The 25,593-nt window shown below is 38.0% G+C and carries 25 protein-coding genes; 6 read left to right on the top strand and 19 right to left on the bottom strand.

All coding sequences use genetic code 11. The annotated features are described in order from the left end of the window. Nucleotides 1–9: 9 nt before the first annotated feature. The 8 genes from Gferi_RS21870 to Gferi_RS21835 all read right to left on the bottom strand — a co-directional run bounded on the left by Gferi_RS21870 (nt 10) and on the right by Gferi_RS21835 (nt 7,884). The gene (locus Gferi_RS21870; protein WP_069980266.1) at nt 10–621 is read right to left on the bottom strand and encodes a TetR/AcrR family transcriptional regulator; all 612 of its coding nucleotides are present in this window, start codon (nt 619–621) and stop codon (nt 10–12) included. A 358-nt stretch (nt 622–979) separates the two neighbouring features. Beyond that, nucleotides 980–1,531, bottom strand: a complete 552-nt coding sequence (locus Gferi_RS21865) for a helix-turn-helix domain-containing protein (RefSeq protein WP_069980265.1) — start codon at nt 1,529–1,531, stop codon at nt 980–982. Between the two features lie 100 nt (nt 1,532–1,631). After that, nucleotides 1,632–2,402 (bottom strand): ABC transporter ATP-binding protein, encoded by a 771-nt coding sequence (locus Gferi_RS21860; protein WP_069980264.1) that lies wholly within the window; start codon nt 2,400–2,402, stop codon nt 1,632–1,634. Next, nucleotides 2,399–3,358, bottom strand: a complete 960-nt coding sequence (locus tag Gferi_RS21855; RefSeq protein ID WP_179948110.1) for an ABC transporter ATP-binding protein — start codon at nt 3,356–3,358, stop codon at nt 2,399–2,401. The genes Gferi_RS21860 and Gferi_RS21855 overlap by 4 nt, the downstream gene beginning before the upstream one ends. A gap of 12 nt (nt 3,359–3,370) precedes the next feature. After that, nucleotides 3,371–4,252 carry an ABC transporter permease gene (locus tag Gferi_RS21850; RefSeq protein ID WP_069980263.1) on the bottom strand — a complete coding sequence of 294 codons (882 nt, stop codon included), beginning with the start codon at nt 4,250–4,252 and terminating at the stop codon, nt 3,371–3,373. Between the two features lie 13 nt (nt 4,253–4,265). Then, entirely contained in the window at nt 4,266–5,270 is a 1,005-nt protein-coding gene (locus tag Gferi_RS21845; RefSeq protein WP_069980262.1) for an ABC transporter permease, read from the bottom strand. 17 nt (nt 5,271–5,287) lie between these two features. Then, a complete protein-coding gene (locus tag Gferi_RS21840) occupies nt 5,288–6,874 on the bottom strand; it encodes an ABC transporter substrate-binding protein (protein WP_069980261.1) in 1,587 nt (528 codons plus the stop codon). Between the two features lie 14 nt (nt 6,875–6,888). Then, nucleotides 6,889–7,884 carry a dipeptidase gene (locus Gferi_RS21835; RefSeq protein ID WP_069980260.1) on the bottom strand — a complete coding sequence of 332 codons (996 nt, stop codon included), beginning with the start codon at nt 7,882–7,884 and terminating at the stop codon, nt 6,889–6,891. A gap of 304 nt (nt 7,885–8,188) precedes the next feature. Between Gferi_RS21835 and Gferi_RS21830 the strand changes: the two genes are divergently transcribed. Continuing rightward, nucleotides 8,189–8,578, top strand: coding sequence for a hypothetical protein (locus tag Gferi_RS21830; RefSeq protein WP_156782462.1), 390 nt, complete (start codon nt 8,189–8,191; stop codon nt 8,576–8,578). A gap of 253 nt (nt 8,579–8,831) precedes the next feature. Here the strand turns inward: Gferi_RS21830 and Gferi_RS21825 are convergent, their stop codons facing one another. From Gferi_RS21825 to Gferi_RS21790, 8 genes are all read right to left on the bottom strand, one after another. Beyond that, on the bottom strand, nt 8,832–9,896 hold the full coding sequence (locus Gferi_RS21825) for an HD-GYP domain-containing protein (RefSeq protein WP_169833023.1): 1,065 nt from the start codon (nt 9,894–9,896) through the stop codon (nt 8,832–8,834). Between the two features lie 111 nt (nt 9,897–10,007). Then, on the bottom strand, nt 10,008–10,385 hold the full coding sequence (locus tag Gferi_RS21820; RefSeq protein WP_069980257.1) for a response regulator: 378 nt from the start codon (nt 10,383–10,385) through the stop codon (nt 10,008–10,010). 176 nt (nt 10,386–10,561) lie between these two features. Continuing rightward, complete coding sequence (locus Gferi_RS21815) at nt 10,562–13,777, bottom strand: IPT/TIG domain-containing protein (protein WP_069980256.1); 3,216 nt, start codon at nt 13,775–13,777, stop codon at nt 10,562–10,564. 181 nt (nt 13,778–13,958) lie between these two features. Then, the gene (locus tag Gferi_RS21810; protein WP_069980255.1) at nt 13,959–14,780 is read right to left on the bottom strand and encodes a flagellin N-terminal helical domain-containing protein; all 822 of its coding nucleotides are present in this window, start codon (nt 14,778–14,780) and stop codon (nt 13,959–13,961) included. 235 nt (nt 14,781–15,015) lie between these two features. Next, nucleotides 15,016–15,189: a carbon storage regulator gene (locus Gferi_RS21805; protein WP_069980254.1), complete on the bottom strand. Its 174-nt coding sequence runs from the start codon at nt 15,187–15,189 to the stop codon at nt 15,016–15,018. Between the two features lie 496 nt (nt 15,190–15,685). Then, the gene (locus Gferi_RS21800) at nt 15,686–15,880 is read right to left on the bottom strand and encodes a carbon storage regulator (RefSeq protein WP_069980253.1); all 195 of its coding nucleotides are present in this window, start codon (nt 15,878–15,880) and stop codon (nt 15,686–15,688) included. A 431-nt stretch (nt 15,881–16,311) separates the two neighbouring features. Further along, nucleotides 16,312–17,493, bottom strand: coding sequence for a serine hydrolase domain-containing protein (locus Gferi_RS21795; RefSeq protein WP_083273702.1), 1,182 nt, complete (start codon nt 17,491–17,493; stop codon nt 16,312–16,314). 48 nt (nt 17,494–17,541) lie between these two features. Beyond that, on the bottom strand, nt 17,542–18,024 hold the full coding sequence (locus Gferi_RS21790) for a MarR family winged helix-turn-helix transcriptional regulator (protein ID WP_069980251.1): 483 nt from the start codon (nt 18,022–18,024) through the stop codon (nt 17,542–17,544). A 384-nt stretch (nt 18,025–18,408) separates the two neighbouring features. Between Gferi_RS21790 and Gferi_RS21785 the strand changes: the two genes are divergently transcribed. The 3 genes from Gferi_RS21785 (at nt 18,409) to Gferi_RS21775 (ending at nt 20,380) form a co-directional block, all read left to right on the top strand. Next, a complete protein-coding gene (locus Gferi_RS21785; protein ID WP_069980250.1) occupies nt 18,409–19,317 on the top strand; it encodes an AraC family transcriptional regulator in 909 nt (302 codons plus the stop codon). A gap of 35 nt (nt 19,318–19,352) precedes the next feature. After that, the gene (locus Gferi_RS21780) at nt 19,353–19,778 is read left to right on the top strand and encodes a DUF3788 domain-containing protein (protein WP_069980249.1); all 426 of its coding nucleotides are present in this window, start codon (nt 19,353–19,355) and stop codon (nt 19,776–19,778) included. Between the two features lie 389 nt (nt 19,779–20,167). Continuing rightward, nucleotides 20,168–20,380 (top strand): hypothetical protein, encoded by a 213-nt coding sequence (locus Gferi_RS21775; RefSeq protein WP_069980248.1) that lies wholly within the window; start codon nt 20,168–20,170, stop codon nt 20,378–20,380. Nucleotides 20,381–20,433: 53 nt separating this feature from the next. Here Gferi_RS21775 and Gferi_RS21770 read toward each other — a convergent pair whose 3' ends face one another. The 3 genes from Gferi_RS21770 to Gferi_RS21760 form a co-directional block, all read right to left on the bottom strand. Beyond that, a complete protein-coding gene (locus Gferi_RS21770) occupies nt 20,434–21,177 on the bottom strand; it encodes an ABC transporter permease (protein WP_069980247.1) in 744 nt (247 codons plus the stop codon). Beyond that, nucleotides 21,152–21,898 (bottom strand): ABC transporter ATP-binding protein, encoded by a 747-nt coding sequence (locus tag Gferi_RS21765; RefSeq protein ID WP_069980246.1) that lies wholly within the window; start codon nt 21,896–21,898, stop codon nt 21,152–21,154. Before Gferi_RS21765 ends, Gferi_RS21770 begins: the two co-directional genes overlap by 26 nt. Before the next feature lie 88 nt (nt 21,899–21,986). Then, complete coding sequence (locus Gferi_RS21760) at nt 21,987–22,727, bottom strand: MerR family transcriptional regulator (RefSeq protein ID WP_069980245.1); 741 nt, start codon at nt 22,725–22,727, stop codon at nt 21,987–21,989. Between the two features lie 517 nt (nt 22,728–23,244). Here Gferi_RS21760 and Gferi_RS21755 point away from each other — a divergent pair. Together Gferi_RS21755 and Gferi_RS21750 are read left to right on the top strand one after the other, a co-directional pair. Beyond that, nucleotides 23,245–23,958, top strand: coding sequence for a response regulator (locus tag Gferi_RS21755; RefSeq protein ID WP_083273701.1), 714 nt, complete (start codon nt 23,245–23,247; stop codon nt 23,956–23,958). Beyond that, nucleotides 23,951–25,525 (top strand): sensor histidine kinase, encoded by a 1,575-nt coding sequence (locus tag Gferi_RS21750; protein WP_069980243.1) that lies wholly within the window; start codon nt 23,951–23,953, stop codon nt 25,523–25,525. Before Gferi_RS21755 ends, Gferi_RS21750 begins: the two co-directional genes overlap by 8 nt. The last annotated feature ends 68 nt before the right edge of the window (nt 25,526–25,593 follow it).

Here is a 25,593-nt window from a genome sequence, read left to right as displayed (position 1 = left end):
TCCCCTCCTTTACTTTTCTATTCCATAACAGATCATATTCAGAAAACTGTTTCGCTCATCAAGAAAGCTTTGGAGGTATGTTTCATCCAGAGCTTTTTCATCTGTTAATTCTCCAAAATACTTATTTTCAAAATAATCCAATGTGAGCATGATCAGCTCAAAGGCCTGCTCACGGTCTACACCTTCCCTTAGAGGAACATTTTGAAACAAACGTTTCAACATCTTGTCTTTATCGGCAATTAACTTTCCATACTTCTCTGCAATCTCCCGCTTCAATTCATTTGGTGTCGCATAAAAGGCCTCTTTCACCAACTTGTATACGTCGGAATTTTTACGATAGTAATCGAATTTGATGATACTAAATTTTTCTTTGGCTTCGAAAAAATCCTGGTGTTCCGGTACTTCGCCAAAACCCATTTCAATGCTTCCTTTTTCGAAGCATCTATCCAACACACTGAGATACAGCTCTTTCTTGCTCTTAAAATGATGAAATATCAGTGCCTTGGATATACCGGCCGCCTCTGCCAACATGGCAGTCGATGTATTTGCATATCCGTAACGGGCAAATACTGCCAGGCAGGCATCCAAGATTTGTTCTTTTTCATAAAGTTGTAAAGGCAAGTTTATTACCACCTTTCTTTTATACTAACCATCTGGTTAATATGATTATAATATATGCTAACCACTCGGTCAATATTATTTGTATTATTTTTTATTTATATACCTCCCTCAAAATAAATTGTATAATATACTTCAAATATAAAAAGAGCGTCGACGACTGCTATCGCAGTCTGAGCACCCTCCTTAGTACGGCAGGGGATTTCATCCTCTACAACCCCTATTTTTTATATAATAGAAAAGTAGAACTTTTCTATTATATAAAAAGAGAATGCTAGCTAAAGCCTAACATTCTCTTAATCATTTCATCATGGGGGCAAAATACCACAGGTAATGCAGGTAAATAATTTAAATATTTTATCTATAGCCTTCCATTGGACTCCGTCATAGACCAGATAGAGCGGGACAGCTCTGTACCACTATTTTCAAATTTATGGGGAACAGAGCTCTTAAAACAAATGCTATCCCCTGCTTTTAGATGATATTTTTTATCCTCTAAATATACCGAAAGTTCTCCTGAGATAACAAAACCGCATTCTTCACCCTTATGAGAAATAAAATCTCTCTCCTCCCGAATCCCTGGCTCAATCTCAATCAGCAAAAGTTCTATAGCGCCTGAACGATTAGGGGAGAGTAACTGATATCTGACTTTTGAGCAAGTAGCTCGAAAGCTAATGGTTTCCCGTTCATTGGCTCGTACAACCAAGCTCAATTCTTCCGGCTTGAAAAAGCTATTAATCGATACTTCAAGGCCCTGACACAATTTCCAAAAATTATTTACCGTAGGATCCACTAACCCCCGCTCGATTTGAGAAATTAGACTGACACTCAGTCCCGTCTTTTCCGCTAAATCTATCAGTGTTAAACCTTTCTCTTTTCGAATTTCCCGAAGCTTTTCCCATTGAAGTTTCATTGACGATATCTACTCCTTTTTGACAGAGTATTTTTTATATTGGCAGAGGCAGACCTATGTATCTGCCAATTGTATTTCGAGACGACGTACAGGTCGTCTCCTACACTACACCGTTGGCTATATCCGGTACAGAAGCAATGAGTTTCTTGGTATAAGGATGATTAGGGGCTGTAAAGATATTTCTTTCACTCTCTATTTCAACCATATCTCCTTTATATAAAACCCCCACCCGGTCACTCATATATCTAACAACCGCCATATTGTGGGATATAAAAAGATAGGTTAGATTTCTCTTTTTCTGAAGATCTTTCAATAGATTGAGCACCTGTGCTTGAACCGATACATCCAATGCAGAGGTAGGCTCATCCAACAGCAGTATATCCGGACTCGTAATCAATGCCCTGGCAATGGCGATCCGCTGCCGCTGGCCCCCTGAAAACTCGTGGGGATACCGCTCCAGATGTTGCTCCTGAAGTCCTACGCTTTGAAGGAGCGCACATAAATTTTCATGGGAGCTTTTCTCCTTTCGGATAGATTCTGGTAGAGGAATAAGGGGTTCCGTGACAATTTGCCGTATATTCATTCTCGGATCCAAAGAAGACTGAGGATCTTGAAAAACAATCTGAATGTTTCCCGGTGTTTTGTAGCAGTATCTATCTTTTTCCCAAAACGCCTGATCCCTCAAAAATATATTTCCCTCTGTTGGAGGATGAATTCCAATGATGATGTTAGCCAGTGTGGATTTACCAGACCCCGATTCTCCTACAAGACCAAAGGTCTCTCCTTCATACAACTCAAATGAAACCCCCTTCAAAGCTGAAAATAAACCAAATTTCTTGCTGACCTGATCGATTCTTAAAATAGCATTCATGAATGCACCTCCCAGCAATAGACATGATGCGCTTCCGACACTTGCATACAGGCTGGTGCCTTTTCAGTACATGTAGATTTACCCTCTGAACATCGTGAATAGAAAATACAGCCCTCGGGGCGATTCTTCAGATCAGGGATCTCTCCTGTTATTTCCTGTAATCGTTCACTTCTATCCACATGATTGGGCAGTGCAGAAAGCAATGCCTTCGTATAGGGGTGTCTTGGAGATTCGAAGATTTGATCCACACTTCCAGATTCCATGATATTCCCGCCATACATGACGCAAACCCTATCCCCTACTTCCTTTACAACTCCCAAATCATGGGTAATCAACAGAACTGCCGTGTTATGTTTCTGAACCAGCTCCTTGATGAGATTGAGTATCTCTGCTTGGATGGTTACATCCAAGGCCGTGGTGGGTTCATCGGCAATCAATAGTTCTGGCTGTCCAGACATGGCCAAGGCAATTACAATTCTCTGGCGCATCCCTCCTGACAGCTGATGGGGATACTTTTTAGCAATATCTTCAGGATTGTCAAAATGTACATCCTTTAACATATCTAGCATAATAGGATAGGCATCTTTTTTAGAGAGCTTTCGATGACGCTTGATAACATTCACCAGCTGATCCCCTATGCGCATGGTTGGATGAAGGGCACTCATAGGCTCTTGAAAAACCATACCAATCCGTTTTCCTCTATATTTCTGTATTTTATTGGGAGACAGCTTTGTCAGGTCCTCTTCATCAAAATAAATATGTCCATTAGAAATCTCTGCATTTTTATCTAATAATCCTAGGATAGAATAGGCTGTAACCGACTTACCAGAACCGGATTCTCCAACAATAGCCAATATCTCTCTTCTATTCACCGATAGTGAGACCTTATCAAGTACATGTACTTTCCCATGAAAGGTACTAAAAGTGATGGATAGTTCTTCAATGTTTATCAACATAGTCTATGCCTCCTATCTAGCAGACTTAGGATCGAGTATATCTCTTAATCCGTCTCCGATGAGATTAAATCCAGAGGATGCTATAAAGACAGCTAACCCTGGAAATGTAGCATACCACCATTGCTCCAGCATATGCTTAAAACCTGTACTGATCATCGTCCCCCACTCTGGGGCTGGAGGCCGTGCACCCAATCCAAGAAAGCCCAGCGTTGCAACCAACAGGATTGTATCCCCTAAATCCAAGGTGATTTGAATGATAACCGGTGTAATGGTATTGGGAATAATGTGCCGTATAATAATGTAGAAATCATTCACACGAAAGGTTTTGGCAGCCACCACATATAATTTCTTCTTGATGGATAAAGCTTCTCCCCGGGCCAGTCGTACATAAACAGGAATCTTTACAATGGAAATGGCCAGCATGGCATTGATCAAGTTCGGTCCCAGGGTAGCCGCCAGTACCATGGCTAAAACCAAGGTAGGAAAAGCCAATAACATATCCATGATTCTCATAATGATTTGATCCACCCAATTTCCAAAGTATCCTGCAATGGCACCGATAACAGATCCTATTAATCCTGCAACAACCACAATCGTTATACTAGCCCCAAGGGATAACCGAGCTCCATAGATAACTCTGGTAAAAATATCCCGCCCGACTTCATCGGTGCCAAACCAGTGAGAAGCACTGGGAGGTTGAAACCTCTCCGCCATATTGATCTTGATCGGATCATAGGAGGTTATCCATGGGGCAAATAGAGCAAGGGCTGCAAGTATAAATATCAACGAAAACCCTAGAATGGTCATGGGATTTTTTTTGATTTTATACCACAACAAGCTCTTTTGTTTTTTGCCAGCTAATGACTCAGCTTTTATTTCAAGTTGTGCGTCCATGTATCTTTCCTCCTTATTCTCGAATTTGTGGATCGAGGGCCATATAGAGTAAATCTACCATTAGATTAATCAGCATGTAGCCCACTACAACGATCAAAGTAAAACCCATAATTGCTGGAAAATCTAGAAAAGAGATGGAATCCACCACATACTTGCCCATTCCTGGCCAGGCAAAAACAGTCTCTGTTACCACCGCTCCACCCAATAATGCACCAAAGGAAAGTCCCACTACTGTAACCGTAGGAATCAAAGCATTTCTCAAACCATAAAAAATGATAAGGTACCATTCTGCTATGCCATTGGCCCGCGCCGTCCGTATGTATTCCTGATTCAAAACCTCCAGCATACTGGATCGGACCTGTCTTGTAATCGTAGCCAACTGAGCATAAGATAAAACCGTTGCCGGTAGAATGAGATGCCGGATAGTGTCTGCGAAAACCTTAAAATTTCCAGTAAGCAAACTATCGATTGTATATAAGCCTGTAATCCTCGTACTTATATCCAAACCGATAGAAAGACGGCCAGATGCAGGCAGCCAGTTTAGTTTTGAATAAAATATCAAAATACAGACAATACCACTCCAAAAGACTGGAATAGATACGCCGCCAATCGAAAAAATGCGACTTACATGATCCACCCATGTGTTCTGCTTGATGCTGGCCAGAACCCCTAAAGGAATGCCAATGCCTAATGCAATTAAAAATGCAAAGATAGCCAGCTCAAAGGTTGCTGGAAAAAAAGCAATTAAATCGGATATTACTGGCTGCTGGGTGCGGATGGATATGCCCATATCACCCCTTAAGAGACCCTTCATATAGATAAGATATTGAACCCAGACTGGTTTGTCTAGGCCCAAATTCTCACGTACTCTTTGGAGGGTTTCTTCAGAAGCTCTCTGTCCCACCAGCATTCTAGCAGGGTCACCAGGAATTACATGAGACATGGTGAAGGTGATAAATGTGACACCTAATAGAACAATGATTAATAGATATAGTCTCTTGATAATCACTTGCTTCATATTTACCCTCCCTTTGCTTATTTTGACATTTCAGCTAAGTTATAAATACCTTCCAACATTGGATTATATACAAAACCTTTTAACCCCTTACTTATTGGTAAAACAAAGTCTCTCTGATATAAGTAAATATAGGGTGCTTCTTCAACAACAATAGACTGGGCTTTATTGTATAATTCTATCCGCTTTGCCTGCTCACTAATGGTAGCCGCTTCACGGACTAAATTATCCACTTCCTTGTTCAAATAAAATGCACGATTTCCTGCTAAACCATGATTGTTTGAATCAAACCAGTAGTTCATAAACATAAAGGGATCGGCATAGTCTGGACTCCAAACCCCCATAGCCAAGTCAAAATCGCCCTTATCCAGCATTTCTCTCATGGTAGCATAGGCCACTTTGTTTAAGTTAAGGGTTATACCAATATCTGCAAGGTTTGCTTGCATGATCAGTGCTTCCTGTTCCCAGTTAGGGAATCTGTCTGAATAAAGTAGGGTTAAGTCTAATTTGTCGACACCAGCCTCTTGTAGAAGCGCCTTGGCCTTTTCCACATTATATTCATATTGGAATACGGAAGGATCGTGACCCCATAATCCATCAGGAATAGGTCCTCTCATTTGGGTAGCATATCCCTGCATAACCTGTTCAACGATAACCTTATAATCCACTGCATAGCTGATAGCTTGACGAACCTTTGGATTGGTTAGGGCAGTATTTCCTTTTGTACTGTTTACATAAACATAATCAACAAATAAACTTGGTTCTTGAATAACTGTGATATTCTCTTTTCCCTTCAATTGCTCTATCTGATCAATCTGGATGCCTTCTGCAATATCGATATCTCCCTTTTCAAGCTGTAATCTGGCACCAGAAGCATCGGCAACCAATTTAAAATATACCGTTTCAAAAGCTGGCTTTGTTTTAACGTTTGGATTCAAGCTTAATTTGATATATTGGCCCTTTTTCCATTCTTCCAGCTGATAAACGCCGCTTCCTGCCGTATTGCCGGCTAAATAGTTTTGCGCTAGATCACCATTTTCTTCCTTCTCCATAACCTTTGGATTTACAATTCCCCCATAATTTGCCGCTAAAGTGGAAAGGAAAGGAGGAAATGGATTTTGCAGTTTAAAGATTACAGTATAGGTATCCTCCACAACGACTTCACCAATCACATTATAGGTGTCGGAAGGTCCTTGTCCTAGGGATAAAACACGTTCAAAGCTGAATTTTACTGCCTCTGCATTTACTTCTGTACCATCAGCGAATTTATGACCTTCTTCTAAATAAAATGTCCAGGTTAAACCATCCTCGCTAACCTTCCATTCCTTTGCCACTCCGGGCTTTACTTCAGTAGAAGCCCCATCAAAATCAACCAATCGCTCATAGGTAGGATAGGTGATCTTCCAAGCCATGTTATCCATAGTAACACCTGGATCAAGGGTTCCCATATCGGCATTGATGGCAATCGTAATAGTTTTTGGATTGCTGTTACCATTTGCTTCAGCTGGAGCCTCTGGAGTTTCCTGCTGAACTGGTTTTGGTGCACATCCTGAAAAACTAAGTAAAAGACCTAATACTAGTAGTAATGACATCACTTTTTTAAACATTTGTCCTCTCCTCCTCAAATCCATAATTTTTTTAAGTATTGTAAAAAATTCCCACAAGACATGGCTTCAATTTCTTTTTGGGAATACCCCCTTTCCTGAAGAAGATAAATAAGATCGGGAATGCAAGCAGCAGATTCAAGACCTACTGTTGCTCTTAATTTGGGATCCTGAGTGTATATATCAATATAGTTGGTAAAATCAAAACCGAAGGCCACATGTTCCACCCCCATTAGGTTTACCATATAGTCAATATGATCCACCAAACGGTGAATACTTGGGTATTCTGAATCGATAAACTCCCAATAAGCATTTATACCTACCAAGCCACCACAGGCTGCAATAGCCTTTAGCTGGTCTTCGGTTAAATTTCTAGGATGATTACAAAGTTTTCTGGCATTGGAATGGCTGCAGATTACTGGTACAGAAACCTCATTCATAACATCCCAAAAAGATGTATCGTCGATGTGAGATAGATCGATGATGTAGCCATCTGTTTGCAGTCTTTTCACCACTTTCTTGCCAAAATTACTTAACCCTAGGGGAGCCCTTGCCTTTGCACCAGTTCCCGACGCAATTTTATTGATCTCATACCATGCTAAAATAGCATGTTTGATATGAAAGGGGTGAAAAAAGGAAAAAATTTGATGAATCTGCTCCTCATCATCCTCCGATGTATAAGGCCATTGTTCAAGGAAGCCCATCCCCTCCAAACCCAATATAACAGCAATTTTATCATCAGTCCTATGTTCCAGATCTTCTCTGCCTCGAATCAATGTAAAATGATTGCTATCCATAATTTCTGCCTGGAATCCACAAAGGAGTTGTATGAAGCGCTGAAATGCACGCTTTTGCTGATATTCTCTTTCCACCCATAGAGGCATGATTAAGCAGCTCACACCAGCTTCCTTTAATATGGGATAATGATAATTATCCAAAACCTGTTTTTTCCCTTCTGCTCTTTCCTTTACAATATGATAAATAATGTCTGAATGAATGTCTGCAATCTCCATGCTACACCTCGTCCTAATTCCTATTAATTTTAATAAAATGTAATTATATATTATATATTTTCAATATATTGAAAATAAGAATAAAAAAAAGCCACTTTTCCTCGTCCCAGATTAAATCATAATGAAATATTAACACACGTTCAATCAATTGTAAATTAATTTCGAAATTTATAATTATTCAAAAACGTTTTCCTTTTAAAATTTTTTTGCTTTTTTTCAATAGAACGAGGATGTATAATTATTATAATCAGGAATACGTTTCCACATATTATTATTCAGAATGTTATGAAAAAAGAAATACCATTTGTTGATTTTTCTAACTTATTCAAATAGCTATATCGCCGACCTTATAAGTTATGCACAGCGAAATCTCTTTGTTCAAAACGTGGGCCTCTCCGAAGGAGCAGGATTGTATTCCCATTTAGGATTCACCGAAAACTTGGAAAAGCCTGTAGGCAGTTCGTTTAATGCTGGCAAATCCTTTGAACTATGGGCAATAAACCGCAAAATTAAAGAAATTATTCAACTGGATGACCAATGGTTGGTAGTGGTTGAACCCCAGCTGAAAGGTTATCGAACAGTGAAAATCAATTATAATGATACGGATATAAAGACAGACGAAACAGCAGCATTCAGGAGCGTACTGTCGGAATTCTTCCTGTACAATAATGCGTGCAAGAAACTGTCCCTTTGACTTAAGAAGAGTAAAAAAGAAAACCCGGAGGAAATCAGCAAAATTCTTTTGCTTGCATTCTCCGAGCTTCACAAAATAAAAATATCTTTAACGCAATAGCTGCCTTCATTTACCAACTGATGATAATCAGATTGTGACTGTAATTCAGGTGTACTTATTTGAAAAATTTTTTATATTCGGAGACAACCCTAACGCTTTCCCGCCTTTCCTGATTTGAATGTAATGGCAAAAGAACCCTCCCTTTGACACCTGGTTATACAATGTATATTGATGTATCTTGTAAAGTATCTATATATCGATTGCCTATCCTGATCAAAGGTTTTGATACGTGTTGAGGATTTATAAATATGATTTCTGCTTCTTCTCCGGTATTTAAATATACTTTATCCCCTATATAATAATTTGCAATATTTTTCAAAAATACGGATAAATAGTTTGGTGCGAACAGGCCAAAGCTTTCTTTCTCAAAGGTTTCCAGCACTTTAAAAGGCGATTCCTTTTCCTTTCCTATCTTACTTGTTACCAATAAGTCATAGGTATCTACAATAGCAATGATTTTTGCAAATCCGTGGATCTTATTATGCTCCAATCCAAAAGGATATCCTGATCCATCTTCTCTTTCATGATGCATGAGTACTCCTTGGAGGACATCCTCATCCATTTTAGCTATTTTCTTTATTATTTTATATCCAATAGCAGGATGAACTTTCTCATCTTCAGGTTCCTTCTTATCTCCTACCAATTCCCTGGTTTTTCCAATATCGTGCAGCAATCCTGCACAAATCAGTTTTTGTATTTTACTTTTCTCCATGTCAAGCCACTTTCCCATTAGGAAACAAAGCAGGGCTACATTGACGCAATGGGTATATAAATGATTATCCGCATTTCGAAAATAATCGATAGCTTGTAAAATTTCTTTATTACTATCAAACTGCTTCATCAATATGTCTAGTGCACGGGTCATCGTATCTACACTAACTAGTTCGCCTCTCTCCATATCAGCGATTATGTTCTCCACAACCTTTTTGTTCTGTGTATAAATTTCTACTTTTGGCAGAACCGCTTCATTCTCTTTGCTTTTTACTTTTTCAGGTCCTTCGGTGTTGATCTGCCCTTCCTCAGGTTCTTCATCATTCTCACAATATACCCATACTTCAGCAGTTTTCATTTCTTTTAATTTCTTTATAGTACGTTTATTTAGTAAGGTCCCAGCTGATAGTATCAGTACTCCGTTGTCATTCACTATTCCGGTAGCAAGGACCATATCTTCTGTAAGATCCTGAACCCTCGTCTTTATTTTCTTGTATATCTCACTCACCTTTGCTCCTCCACCTTGTATAATATAATTCATAAAAATGTTATTATTCCCGGCCTTTTCAATCTCAACCGGAACATTATCCGTCTTATGCAAAAGGCTGTCCTATCAATTTTATACAGAAATTTTTTGCACGTGGCTTCTAATAACGTTTTCTAATGTTTCCTTTTGAAATGGCTTGTGAATAAAATCTGATGCTCCGCTCTTGATAGCTTGCTTAATGATATCCTGGTTATGCATTGCAGTGACCATAATAATTATGGAGCTTGGGCTGACTTCCAATATTTCTGGAATAACATCCAAGCCGTTAATTTTAGGGATAGTTATATCCAGTGTGATTATATCCGGTTTAAGCAGTATTGCCTTTTCTATTGTCTCAAAACCATCTGCAGCAAAAAATAAGCTATTGTATCCCATGCCTTTAATGGTCATCCCTATAACGGTTCTCATGTATTTGCTATCCTCCGCAACTAAAATGACAGGATCTTTCATAAGAATGCTCCCTTCTAAGTTATTGGATCTCCCATAATAATTTCATTATTCTATTTTATTCAATCCCTTTTTACGAATCCTCTTGATTCATATTTACCCCTTATTAACATTACTCTCCTATAATAAACCTTCAGGCTGTCATAAAAAGACAACCTGAAAGTTCATATCCCTCATAATTATTCTATATAGGTAAATCCATCGGTCAGCGTTACTGATTGTCCATCCGGGTTGACGATCGTTATGTCTACAGTACCTTCAACATCAGATTTTGGTGTAGTGACACGAACTCTGGTACCGCTGACATAATAAAACCAATTTGCTTGTGTGGAACCAAAATATACTTTAGAACCACTTTTAAAGCCTGTTCCATAGATATCTACAGTCGCAGTCGTGTTTATCTTTCCTGTGTTAGGTGTAACTGAAGTTATGGTTGGTGCAGGTTCCTTTGGCTTTTCAGTATAAGTAAAGCCGTCTGCTAATGTAACTGATTGTCCGTCTGCAGTTACAACAGTTACATCTACAGCTCCGGCCACACTAGATTTTGGATATAGCACACGAATCCTTGTACTGTTATAGTAAAAGAAACCAACACACTGTGTTGAACCGATAAATACTTTGGAACTAGAAGTGAAATTAGTTCCATAGATGTCCACGCTAAGGCTGGTATCTACTTCTCCGCTATTTGGTGTGATAGAAGTAATCGTAGGCTCTGGCGGCTTTGGCGGTTCTGTATAAGTAAATCCTGCATCCAGCGTTCCAGACTCTCCATCCGGATTGGTTACTTTTACATCTACAGGTCCTATATTGCCCTCCGGCACGGTTACGCGAACCCTCGTACTGCTGTAATAATAAATTATAGGAGCCGTTTTTTGTCCAAAGGTCACTGTCGAATTTGTTTTGAAATTTGTTCCATTTATGTTTACTTGATATCCCCCAGTATACAAACCATTATCTGGACTAATGGAAGTCACTGTAGGTGCAACTGAAGTGTAGGTAAAGCCATTAGGCGCTACTGCTTCCATGTTGTCGGTACTCACTATTCTAATATCTACAGGTCCTGCACTCTCCACAGCCGGAGAAATTACTCTTATCTTGTTGGACCCAAAATAATAATTCATAGGTACTTGTGTTGTACCAAAATATACTTTTGCATTGGACTGTATGTTTGAACCCTCAATAACGACATGTGTTCCACCGGTTGCAGGTCCATTATTAGGCGTAATCGATGTAATCGTGGGAACAACCTTAGGTGGTTCTGTATAAGTAAATCCTCCAGCCAATACAGCTTCCTGTCCATCAGGATTGATGATCTTTATATCTGTAGCACCGGCGGCTCCTGCCGGAACGGTAACCCGTACCTTGTTCTTGCTAAAATAGAAAGTAATGGGTGCTTTTGCATTTCCAAAGTAAATACTTGCATTACTCTTTATATTGTCTCCGGTAATTTCTGCATTGTACCCGCCAGCTACCAGTCCGCTATCTGGGGTCACCGACGTAATCACCGGAGCAGGTTCACCGGGTAGCGGTGTATAGGTAAATCCGCCTGCTAGTACACCAGATTGATTGTTTCCATTAACTACCTTCACATCTACTGGTCCTGGTGCTTCGACAGCGGGAGACAGTACACGGATTTTTGTGCTATTGAAATAATAGAATCCATTGGCTTGCTTATCACCAAAAAATACTTTTGCAGAAGGCTCAAAATTGGTACCATTGATCTCTACAAATATTCCACCAGAAACTAGTCCAGTATTTGGTGATACAGCGGTCACAGTTACTTCAGGAGGAGTCTCATATGTATAACCTCCTGCTGCTACAACCTTTGTCCCGTCCGGATTTATCAATTCTACATCTACCGGACCCGCCGATGTAGCTGCTGGTGTAGTTGCATTTACAGAAGCGTTGCTATTAAATACATTTACATTGGAAGCCAACTGGTCTCCAAACTTCACCTGCATGCCCGGCATAAAATATTGTCCATCTATTCTTACCTGTGTTCCTCCGGCCATTGGTCCTTTTTGAGGATTGATCTTGGTAATAACAGGATCTGCCCAATAACTATATCTAGCTGTGGCAAACTGTCCATCAGGATTGGTCAATTTAACAGTAACTTCGCCCTGCCTGCCAGTTGGAGCCTTTACGGTAACTTTTGTCTTATCAATAAATTCTACGCCAGTAGCCCTATTGTTGCCAAAATCCACTACCAAGCCAGTTCTAAAGTTATCCCCATGAATTGTAACGGTTTCTCCTCCAGCTATATTTCCTTTATTGCTTTCTAAAGAAGTGATCACAGGAGGATATTGATTTACCATGATTTTAGGTATTGAAATATTGGTATTCATTCGAGCCCCAGTATAGTCTAAATAGCTGATGACTGAGCTAGTGGCTACATTGAGATTTCCGGTTTTTGCATCTTCTTTGTGCCGAATCTTATAAGTAAAAACAAGCTCCTCGTCTTTTAACTCTTGGAAATCCCAAGTTAATGTATTCCCTTCAACGGAAGGTTTTGGAATATTATTATTATAGGAATCTGCTACGATTTCAAATTCTGGTGCTACTGTATCTGTTACCCTCACATTATAAGCACTGGCTCTACCAATTTCTTGAACAATTCTTGCGTAGATTTCTGCCAGTCCTACAGAGCCCAATACAAAATGATGGTGCTGTGCAGTAGTTGCCATCTCCTTTAATAAAATATTAGGTCCACTCGTTTCCGGATCTGTTCCCTCTGTAAGTAAGGCAATAGTATAGAAAACAATTCCCGCCTCTTTTGCTACGGCTGCTGCTTCCTTTGCATAAATATATGGTGTTTCCTTATCCTGAGAATTGTTTTGTGGTAGGGTAGCATCTCCATCGGTTAAAATAACAATAACCGGCTGGGCATCCGCGCGCTTCTCCTGAAGCAAATTAACTGCCGCATAGATTGCATCTCCGGTTGCAGTAGCCCCGTCAGCTTTAATGGTGTCAATATAGCTTTTAGCACTATTGGCATTGGAAGTTAAATTAAATGTTCCTATTTTACTTATATCACTATAATCTACAATGCCAACACGATGTTTAGTAAAATCCATTAAATCAATAAATCCCTTTGCAGCTTCTTTTGCATAGGCCATTTTGTCTTCCCCATTGTTTCCTGCATAGGTTGGCTTCATGCTTCCGGACTTGTCTATTATTAAAATTACATCATTCGGCATGATGATATTTGCTGGCGGCGTTCCCTTGATGGACAAAGTTACTTCTGCTTCTTGACCAGCATAAATTGATGTAGGGTCTACACGCTTTGCTGTTGTAATATAGCTTGTAGAAGCAAATGATACTGTTCCAGAGAATAAGGAAATAAATAATAAAATAAAGGAAAGTAACATGCTTAATCCCTTTTTGCTTCTTTTCACTTTAAAAAACCACCTTTCTTTTTATTTTTTATATGTACAATACCTGCATCTTCACTGAAAATAACGACCAAATGAGTATATCTTCTATACTCTTAGGGTACATTTCATAACCATATATTTCGGAAATCAAAATACATAGAACAAAAGAGGATGCACATTACATCCTCCTTTGTTCGCACAATTATCTTAATAATTGAAGCACTGATTGAGGTGCTTGATTTCCCTGTGCTAACATCGCGGTTGAAGCTTGAATTAATATATTGTTTTTTGTAAATGCCATCATTTCTTTGGCCATATCAGCATCTCTGATTCTTGACTCTGCTGCCTGTAAGTTCTCTGCAGCATTGTCTAAGTTGTTAATCGTGTGTTCTAATCTATTTTGAATTGCACCCAATCCGGATCTTACCATTGAAACTTGCTCAATTGCGTTATCAATAGATGTAATTGCAGCTGTTGCATTGGCATAACTACTTACGTCCACAGCACCTAAACCTAAACTGGTACTATCCAGCTGAGAAAAAGTGATAATCAATCCGTTTGCATCCGGGTCAGCATTTGCACCTATTTGTAAACGTAAATCACTTATAGAACCATCTAGTAATTTTTTCTTATTGAATTCTGTAGCCTTTGAAATTCTATCCATTTCTACTGTAAGAGAAGAAATTTCCTGCGCTATCGCTGTTCTATCTTCTGTTTCGTTCGTATCATTAGCTGCTTGCACTGATAATTCTCTCATTCTTTGAAGAATAGAATGAACCTCGTTTAAGTTTCCTTCAACCGTTTGGATTAATGAAATACCATCCTGTGCGTTTCGAGATGCTTGTGTTAACCCTCTGATTTGTCCTCTCATTTTTTCTGAGATAGATAAACCTGCTGCATCATCTCCAGCCCTGTTGATTCTGTAGCCAGATGATAATTTCTCCAAGCTCTTGCCTTGTAATCCTGTGTTGATCGTTAATTGTCTGTGTGCATTCATTGACATTAAATTGTTGTTAATTCTCATAATTTTTCCCTCCTGGATTTTTTGTGTGAACTTCCATTTTCATCATAATTTGTTTGCATGTATTGTATTTTATATGTAATAAGCCTTATGGCCACTCGGCTTATTAATATGAAATGAATAATAAGAAGATTTGTTTAAAATAAAAATGAGCTAACTGATCTTTCTCCCCCGCATCCTGCGGGGAAATTGAAAGATATTAACTCATCCCTGAATATTCAAATATATGATTATAATACTATTTACATGAGTAAGAAGTTTTGCTGTTTAGCAATTCTCCTCTTACTACCGGTATTTCTTTAGGCGCCTCAATGGATAGCCTTAAATCCCCTTCCTTACTTTTTATTACTTGCACCTTTATATCATTTCCAATCATAACATATTCACCTGGTTTTCTTCCTAATACCAACATTTTTATTCCTCCTTATTTTAAAACAGTTAATTTTACACAAAAAGGATGAGCTATACACCTTCGCCGGTTCGTTTCCTACGGACCAGCGAAGATAAAATTAGCTCATCCTTGACCTAAATTTATCCTTTATTCTGTTTTTATTGGCATATTTTCTGTTTGGATTTTTTCGATTTTTTCTTACACTATCTTTTTCGAAATTCTATTATCTTATTTGTATAGGTCTTTGGTAATATTTGTTACTTAAATACATATTCTTATATTTATAAAAAAAAATGAGCTATCCATCTTCATCGGGTTTATTTTCAGTAAACCTGTGAAGATAAAGTTAGCTCATCCTTGACCTAAGTTTCTCTTTTGCCATTTATTTTTACATAACGTTTATCGGAATCCTATTATTTCATTTTTATAGGTCTTTGGTATCATATCCTTTATTTACATCTTATTATCTATATTCATATAATACTGACGCTTTATTGCATTCTATTCTTCCTCTGATCTACTCTACCCAGCATTTCTTCTCTTTAAAATTAGGCAGCCTATTTTTCTCTATACATTCTCCCCTTTTTATGGGTAAATGCTTTGGAGCATCAATCGCCAACCTTATATCGCGCTTTTTATTTTTGACTATATGAATTCTAATATTATCTCCGATCATTGCACATTCACCATCTTTTATCTCTGTTATCAACACGTCCTATCTCCTCCTTGAGCCTATTTATCAGGTTACAATTTAGAAGTAAGTTTAATCACCGCATTCCTATTCGTAATTTTTTAAAATTCTTCAATTTCAGTATGAATTTTTATACAATGAAACTTTGGATAAATTATATATCAAAACTTTTCAATTTTACCAAAATTATACCTATATTTATTATTTTTTAGTTTTAAAAGGTTTTTTTTGTGTTTGAAAGTACTTAATAAGGTCGATATTATTTCTGATATACAGATTAAATTCTTTAATCTTAGAAGATCATTCTCTTATAGATTTAAAAGCACTTACAAAAGATAAGTATTTCTTAAGCCAGTTCCGCAGATTTTCTTGTGGGTTAAGCTGACGTGAATACTTGGGCTGAAATGTTGCTAGTGCTGGCCTATCTCACTACCTACTGCAAGTTTTATACATTATATACAGTCGTAGAAGGCATCTCTGATGGATTTTTCTCTTGGGTCGCTGAACATTTCTCCACCCATTTTGTTCATCACATATGAATAGGCAACCTCCGTTTCCGGGTCTGCAAATCCACATGAACCCCCAGCTCCCCAAAAACCATATGCGCTGCTGCTGGAGCCGAAGGGTAAAGCCTTACAGGGTTTCATAAAGCCCAGAGAGAAAGGTATTTCAAGATGAAGCACTAAATCTTTTGTATCAATTCTAGGTAATACCGGCTTTTCTTCTAACGCCTGCAACACACTTTGTGAAATATTTAAATTTTTGCCTCCTGTAACAAATTCATTATAAAGTTTTGCAATACTTCTTGCATTACCAATACCATTTCCGGAACCGATTTCTAATTTTTGATATTTCCTATCATTCAAATTATGATGGTTAAGCAGAAATTTTGGATTTCCCATGGCTCTTGATACGATTGATTTGGGATTAAAAAAAGATAGTACCAATCCTAATGGCATTTTAATTGGCATTAATGCTTTGCTAAAGGATTTTAATGTAGCAATCTTTTCGGCATCTATGTTATCCGGAAGCCCTATATAAAAATCCAAACCTAAAACATCAGCAATTTCTTGTTTAAAATACCGGCCTAACGTCCTTTTTTGCGGATCACTTTTCCTTATAAGTTCACTTTGATACCATCCTAAATTCCAACAATGATATCCCTGTTTATCTCCGGGGGTCCACTCGGGCTTCTGTACTGCCAGCAAATCCGATAAAATTTCTGCGTTCTCAATAATTTTTTCATCAATCATTCTATCCAATGCACATAAGCCTGCCTGATGGGATAGTAATTGGCGAATCGTTATATCTTCTTTTCCATTTTGGGCAAATGCCTTCCAGACATCTGCCACCTTATCATCATAGCTGAAATATTTATTTGAAACAGCATGGGCAATTGCAAGTGAAGAAATTCCTTTTGTTGTTGAAAATACAGGTACAATTGTATCCTCCAACCAAGGTATTCTTGCCTTGAAATCCGAATACCCTCCCCATAAATCAACTACCTTTTTTCCTTTGTAGTAAATAGTACACGCCGCACCATATTCTAAATTTAATCTAAAATTATTTTCAAAGGCTGTTCTAACTTTCTCGAAACCCTCATCAACATAACCGTGGATTGAACTATCCATCATTTACCTCCTGCCATAAGTATTGAATTTAAAATATTTGTACCAATGTCTCTAATTTTTTTTAAAGTTCAATAAAGGATGATTTTCTACCTCATACGTGTCAAAATAATCATTAATTAAAGAAATACCTTCAACCAATACATCAAACTTTTCATTCGAAAATAATTCTAATCTTTTTTTTATATCATCCATTATTTCTTGACTCAAAGCATCATGGATCATACATATATTCTTTCCTTTTTTAGTGATATGAAAGATTTTTTTGTTTGCTTTACTTTTTTGCCTTGTTAAGAATCCTTTTTCGCATAGAATTTTAATTTTTTGAGAGACAGCTCCTTTTGTTACACCCAAATTTCCCGCTAATTCAACCACCCCTATTTCCGGGTTATGATAAATTTCTGTTAACACATGCATTTCTACTGGAAAAAGTTTTTCTTCTCCAATCATGTAAACTCTGTTCTCAAGTCCTTTTATGCTATTGCTTAAACGTATTAATTGTTCCCATAAGATATAAAATTTATTTTCATTTTCCATGCCGCAAGTTTAGCACCTAAACACCATTTTGTCAAGCCCTACTTATTGCTTCCTTTTATATAGATATACTCCTATAAAAAAAGTTATATTGATTTATTTTTTTCAAATTATTACCTTACAATTATAATCTGTAAATGAATTCCTGAATGCGACCATCTTCTTCTGGACGCCATTGAAATCTTTTTTGATATAGGTATAACTTCCTTCCTGATTTTGATTTGAAGCATAATAAGAAAAGCCGACACGATTGTGACAGCTTGCGCTTATGGTATAATAATTTATCAGTAAACTTATTTGATTTGTGCTGACTCCTAAAAAGGGCATTAACGATCAAGCCAAATGTGTTGCTCATATGCTATTCTGTTTGCAAGGAGGTGCTTAAATATGCACGCATGGGAACAAATACAAATAACCGTAGACTATATTGAGGAACATATTTCAGAAGAAATAAAAATTGAAAACCTGGCTAAGCTTGCTTCACTGTCACAGTTTTATTATCAGAGACTATTCAGTCGATTGGTCAAAAAGCCTGTAAACGAGTATGTTAAGCTGCGTCGCCTTGCAAAAGCATCTGATGCTTTACTGGATACAAGCAAAAGAATACTGGATATCGCTTTGGATTTAGGATTTTCCTCTCATGAGACTCTTACACGAACATTTAAGGATGCGTTTGGAATAACACCGGAGGAGTATCGCGCAAATCCCGTCAGACTAAACAACTTTGTGAAACCGCAATTGCTTTTAAATTACACACTTGTTGATGAAAATGTACCCCTGATTGCTGATGATATCGTGCTGGAGATTACAAGACAGCAAGTTTCATCACCCCAATTTTTCATAGGACTTACAGCAGAAGAACTCATTAATCAGATGTCGAGAGGCTATAAAACCGGTGTAGATACCCTGGGAAAATTGTGGGATGCTTTCCACGAAAGCAAATCCGCTATTTCGGAATTAAAAGCAGACGGCGCTGAACTCGGGGTTGCCTATCCCGGCACAAAGGAAGGCTACTATCGATACTTTGCAGGCGCCGAAGCCGTGGCAAACAAACCGCCTGAAGGTTATTCTTCTTGGGAATTACCTGAAGGCGAATATATCGTCTGCTCCTTTGAGGCGGAGGATTTTGAGCATCTTGTTATGGATGCGGTATACAAGGCTCACAAATACCTGTTTGAAAGATGGCTTCCCAATCATAAACTACATGTCAAACCCTTTGCAGCAGAACGCTATGCCAGCCATAGCTCCGATACAACCTGCATGGAAATATGGGTATTGCCTGAGGTCATGGAATAGGCATTATAAAATTTTTTTGCGGAGGCGAAACTCATATGGAATGGAATATACTTTACGATCCAAACAGTCCTCCTACATTGGACGATATCAGCAAATATGTGGGCAGTGAGCTATGGGGAAACCTGAATGCCTTTTTGGAAGGCGGTTATAAGATTCAACCCAAATTTTCTTATAGCCGATGCTCCATGCAGCCCGGCTGGAATGTAAAATACAAAAAAAGCGGGAAGTCCCTGTGTACGCTTTACCCGATGGAAGGTTTTTTTATTGCCCTTGTAGTGATCGGTAACAAAGAAAGTTTTGAAGCCGAACTGATGTTGCCTTCATTTAGTAAATATACTCAAAGTTTGTATCACAATACCGCTTTTTCTGCTGGAGGTCGTTGGCTAATGATAAATGTTACAGAGCCAGCGATTCTGGAGGATGTAATCAGTTTGGTTCAAATAAGAGCAAAATCAAAATAACATACAGCTAAACGCTAGAGGTGAGAAAAAGAAGCAGCGACGAATCGCTGTTTCTTTTCTATATCTGCAAAACTGTTATTTCATCGCCTATAATTTATATGTCGGATATTCACGCAATGCTGAAGGTGTTGCCGCATATGAAGCGGCCTGTATTGAATTTTATAATGTTTGGAGCTATCATGTCGAAGAATTCTTGGATGCGGACATCTTCTTGCGGAGTAGAATGAGGTTTTGTTTTTTTTTGCATAGAGCTTTTTCCTTTCTAATTTGATTTGAAGCATAAGAAAAACCGCCACAGTTGTGATAGCCTTAGGGATAACAGTTCAATTTTGCAATAATTTATGTTATAATCATAAATCAAGCAGGCTAATAGTGAGGAGGTAAAAAACATGGTAAAGCAATCATTAAAAGCAGCCATTGGTGTCAGTGCAGGTATAACAATAGGTGGAGTTATTATTCCGAGGATATTTTTGTTTCCGAATTTGTATAACGAAACATTTCCTCCCGTATTAGTACATAGCCTTATGTATTTTGCCGGTTCATATATTGTCAGCTTTTTAGTTTTTTTGTTCATTGAATGGCTTAAATCAAAGCTTAAATGAAATTGACCAATTTCTGTCAAGGGGATGGTTCTTGAAGGGTTCAATCGGATAAATTACTCCCACTTAAAAAACTTGATAGAAACACTTATACAGATTGCAGCAAGAACAACCATTATACCAATTGGCAGTAAAACACTATCCATCGGCAATCCAAGGGAAGCTGCTTTTAGAAGTTTAATGCCTTGTGTCAGTGGCAAAATATCAGCTATTTTTTGAAGTGGCGCAGGCATAACCTCATACGGTAATGTTGCACCTGAAAAAATGAGCATGGGGAAATACAGCACGCTTGCAACTATACTTGCCGTTTTTGTATTAGGTGCAATGCCACCTACCATCATTCCAATGCTAAACATGGACATCATTACCAAAAAGTAACCACTCCAAAATTGAAGCCAGGAACCGCCTAATTGATAATTGAAAAAAATTGTTGCCGTAATATAAATAAGCACCAGTGATACAAGTGCATATATGCCATAGATAACCACCTGCACCACTAAAATCATGGCTGGAGTGACCGGAGTTACTTTAAAGCGTTTCAGTATTTTTTTACTGCGATAGTCTGATATGACCAAAGGAAGACCCATTACACCACCGGCACAGATTGCGATTGTTACAAGGGCACCGAAGGATTGCTGCAAAAAAGTATATCCTGCACCCTCAAAAGCAGGCTTGCTTCCATAAATAATACCTAAAATGATTAATACCACAAGGGGCATACAGATTGCAAAAATAAACATATCCATTCCCCTTAAAGATAGTTTCAGCTCTGTTTTAAGCATTGTCCGAAATGTTCCCATTATCTTTATCCTCCTCGTCCGTGTACCAAAGATAAGCGTCTTCAAATTTGTCGAAAGGGCTTGAAGCAATTGCTTCATTCACTGTGCCATAAAATACGGTCTGGCCATTTTTTAATATGCAAACACTGTCACATAGGGCTTCAACCTCGTCCATAAAATGCGAGGTTAACAGAATCGTCAGACCCTTTGATTTTAAATCTGAAAGGCTCTTCCAAACATCCCGCCTTGCTTTTGCATCAAGTCCCGTTGTTAATTCATCCAAAAAAACGACCTCGGGATTTGGAATGAGTGCTAGTAGAATGAACAACCTTTGCCGTTGACCTCCAGAAAGCTCACTGACAAGACTTTTAAGTTTATCGGAAATTCCGAATTGCTTTAATAAATCCCGATAATTTGCCGTTGTCTTGTAAAGGGATTGTGTGACTTCGCATAGCTCTCCTACGGTTATTTTGTCTTGATAATTTGCTTCCTGAAACTGGACACCCACTCTTTCAAATAGATTTTTTCGTGCCGTTAGTGGATTCATCCCTAAAATGGACACGGTTCCGCTATCGGGCTTCTTAGTGCCTAAAATACACTCAATCGTTGTGCTTTTTCCTGCACCATTCGCACCAAGCAAACCAAATACCATCCCCCGTTTCACAGATATGTTCACATTTTCTACTGCGGGCAGCCCGTTATAAGACTTAAATAGCTGCTCTACATTAATTACTTCCTCCATGTGTCTGTCCTCCTTATTTTTTACATGATTTTTTACACATTAAAAGAATAACACCAACGAAAGGGTTGGTGTTAAAGTGTAGGGTTTATTAAAATTTGGTTTTCATATATTGCAGCCGACTTATCACTATCTTTGCATTGCTTTCGGCTTCCTTTAGTGAGCTTATCAATTTATCACATACAGATATAATATTCTCATTTTTTTTAGGCGTGTTAAGCGCTTCTTTTATATTGATATTTGGATTAGAGGATAATTCATTTAACATACGCAAAATCGCTTCAAGTGAATAATTTGCACATCGGAGTGACCGGATAATTTTCAACCGCCTGATGTCCTCATCCCTATACATCCGATAACCATTTTCTTTGCGTTTAACGGACAATAAACCGTTCATTTCCCAATTTCTAAGAGTATCCGTAGATATTTTCAGATATTCTGAAGCTTCTTTTCTCTTAAGTGATAGAATGTCTTTTTGCGGTTTGCTGGATAAAAGTTGCTTTACTATTTCGATTGCTTCTTCTGCGTTATTTCGTTCTTGCTGTACTTGTAATAGATATTCATTTGTAAGATTAAGTGCTTTATCAAAATCGCCGGTTGCAGATATCTTTACCATTTCAACAATCTTTTTTCGTAAACCATTTTGCAGCACTTCTATTTGAAAGGCAATGCGCGCAAGTCTGAATTGTTCTATATGAAAATCCGTAAAAACACGATACCCATTTACTTGACGTTCAGGTTTAGGAATAAGACCCAATTCTTCATAAAGGCGAACCGTGTTTGGATGTATTCCAATTATCCTTGCAACTTCTGCTGTTTTATAAATATTCATTCTTAACTCACCTCCATTCTCATGATATAATAACATTCAATAAAAGTCTGGTGTTATAATGGAGAGTTTGAGCATATCAAAAAAATGTAAACTCATCAAGCAACCCACCATGTTTTGCTGCAAATATTTTGATGTATTCACTCTCAGACAAACAAACTATTTCCACATGCATTGAAATATTGTTTCTCAGCCTTTTCTAAATTTTGGATATTTATTAGAAAATTATTACAAATGGATACCGATTTTTCTGCATTCCTTCGTATTTATCTTTAAAGACAAGGAGGAAAGGGTTTATATCAACAGTCCCTATAAGGCATATAACAAAACAAATTTCACATGGACAATAAATCTGGTCGTATGGATAAAAACTTCCAGTACTAGTATATTGGTGCTAATGATATAATTAAGGTGCATTTTGAAAGGGACAGCAATGTTAGATATCAGAAAATAAAGAAGCTTTTCAAATCCTACAAACTCCTGTGCTCAATATTATAGAGATATAATGGAGGTGATAGTATTGCAGCATCTAGGAAAAGTTCTAGTTGTAGACGATGATCCAAATATATTGGAACTAGTAAAGTTATATGGTGAAAAGGAAGGTTTTGAAATTGTAGGAATCAGTAATGGAGACTTGGTATTATCTGCCTTTACCAGGGAAAATCCGGATGTAATAATACTGGATATTATGCTTCCAGGAAAAGATGGCCTTACGCTATGTCGACATTTAAGGGAGATCCGTATGGTTCCCATTATTATGCTGACCGCTAAAGGAGAAGAAGCAGACCGGGTATTAGGACTGGAAATGGGTGCGGATGACTACGTGTCCAAGCCTTTTAGCCCCAGGGAGTTGGTAGCCAGGATCAAAGCTGTGTTGCGTCGGACAAAAACGCCTGAAATATTAACAAATTGGAATTTAAAATACCCTGGACTGACGATTATGGCTGATATTAGAAAAGTATTCGTAGCCGACAAGGAAATTGAGGTCACACCGAAGGAGTTCGAGCTGCTTCTTTATCTTGCACAAAATCCCCTGCGTGTTTTTTCAAGGGAAAATCTTTTATCTGCTGTATGGGGATATGATTACTTCGGTGATCAGCGTACAGTGGATGTGCATATACGTAGATTAAGAAAAAAACTTGCTCCTTTAAACCACGAATATTTAACAACGATTTGGGGTGTAGGCTATCAATTTACGGCTCCCTCAAAAGAGAGGGAAGAAACTTATGAATAGGTATGTACAGCAAGGAAAAGTACTGGCTCGAAAGCTAATTCGAACACTTGTAAAGTTCGGGCTTTTCCTCAGACAATTTTTACTAAAGCAGTTTAATAAAAATATTTATACTAGAATATTATTTATGAATGTATTATGTTTTGTTATATGCTTTGTTGCATTAATTACAGCTTTTGATTTTACGGTAAAACAGGTAACCTACAATCAAATTCAACAAGATACGCTGCGGAAAGCAAAGCGCGTAAACTTCGCTTTACTCCAGCAAAATAATTTGAAATGGCTGGGGGCATTTGCAGACGAGCAGAATAATGGTACCTACAATCAACAGGAAGTACTCACATCTTTATCTGATGTTTTTAACGCAAAGATTACAGTTTTTGATAGGGAGGGGAATATTGTAACTACTTCTGCCAAGCAAGACATCGTGCCGGGCAGCCAAGTAGAAAAAAACTTTATTAAAATCATCTCCACTGGAGAAATCATAACTGCAAGAATTATTGACAATGAAACCGGTGAACTAGTATTTATTGCTGCTATCCCCATGGGAGACAGCAAAGACACGATTGAAAACGGTATTTTACTGGAGATGAAATCGCCTAAAATTGATCCTGATATAAACAAGATGCGGTTATATCTGATCACAGGAGGAATTTTTATACTTCTCATGGTTATTTTTATCTCTGTATATCAAGCAATGCATATTTCCAAGCCGATTTCCCGATTAGCTACTTCTATAGCTGGGCTGGACAGCAAAAATTACGTTATACAAGAAGATGAGCCTGCTTTAGATGAAATCAAAACACTGACAAGCCAGCTTAATAAATTAAACGAAAAAATGCAAAAAATACAGGAAGAAAATCAAAAGGGAGAAGAAGAACGAACACGGCTTTTTGCTGAAATTTCCCATGAGCTCCGCACTCCTTTGACTTCTGTTCAAGGTTTTGTAGAAGCTATTCAGGATGGCATCGTTCAAGACAAAGATTTACTGGATAGATATCTGGAAATTATTTATACCCAGACTATGCATATAAACAGATTGGTAGACGACATATTACAACTAAGCCGTTTAGAAAGCGGTAGCATAAGTCTCGAAAAAACTCCTTTAGATTTAGTAACCCTGACACAAGGAGTCGTTGTGTCCATTGGAGCGATGGCGCAAGCTAGGAATACATCAGTTTTATTTGAGAAGAATACAGAAAGGGCAATGATACTGGGGGATATCGATCGAATTGAACAGGTGATTCGAAATTTATTACAAAACGCCATCAGTGCGACAAAAGATGGAGAAATCACAGTTAGAGTAGAAATTTTACAGCATGAGGTGATCCTCACGATTAAAGATAATGGCATTGGTATATCCAGTGAAGAGCTGCCTCGTATTTGGGATAGGTTTTATCGAAGCAAAAACCAGAGAGGCAATGGTAAACTGCAACAAAGCAGCGGTTTAGGTCTAGTCATAGTGAAACAATTGGTAAAGCTGCATCATGGGAAAATAGATGTAGAAAGCCAGTTAGGCAAAGGGACCGTTTTCTATGTGCGATTTCCAGCTGCTCATACCAATTCCTAAGCCGTGTGTCGGAGGGCAGAATCCTTAGCGTATCATGAAAAGCTCCCTATTTTCCTTGATTTTCAAGG

The organism is Geosporobacter ferrireducens, assembly GCF_001750685.1.
GTDB lineage: Bacteria > Bacillota > Clostridia > Peptostreptococcales > Thermotaleaceae > Geosporobacter > Geosporobacter ferrireducens.
Note: the sequence above shows the minus strand (reverse complement) of the source record. Positions and strands in the feature narration are given on the sequence as shown.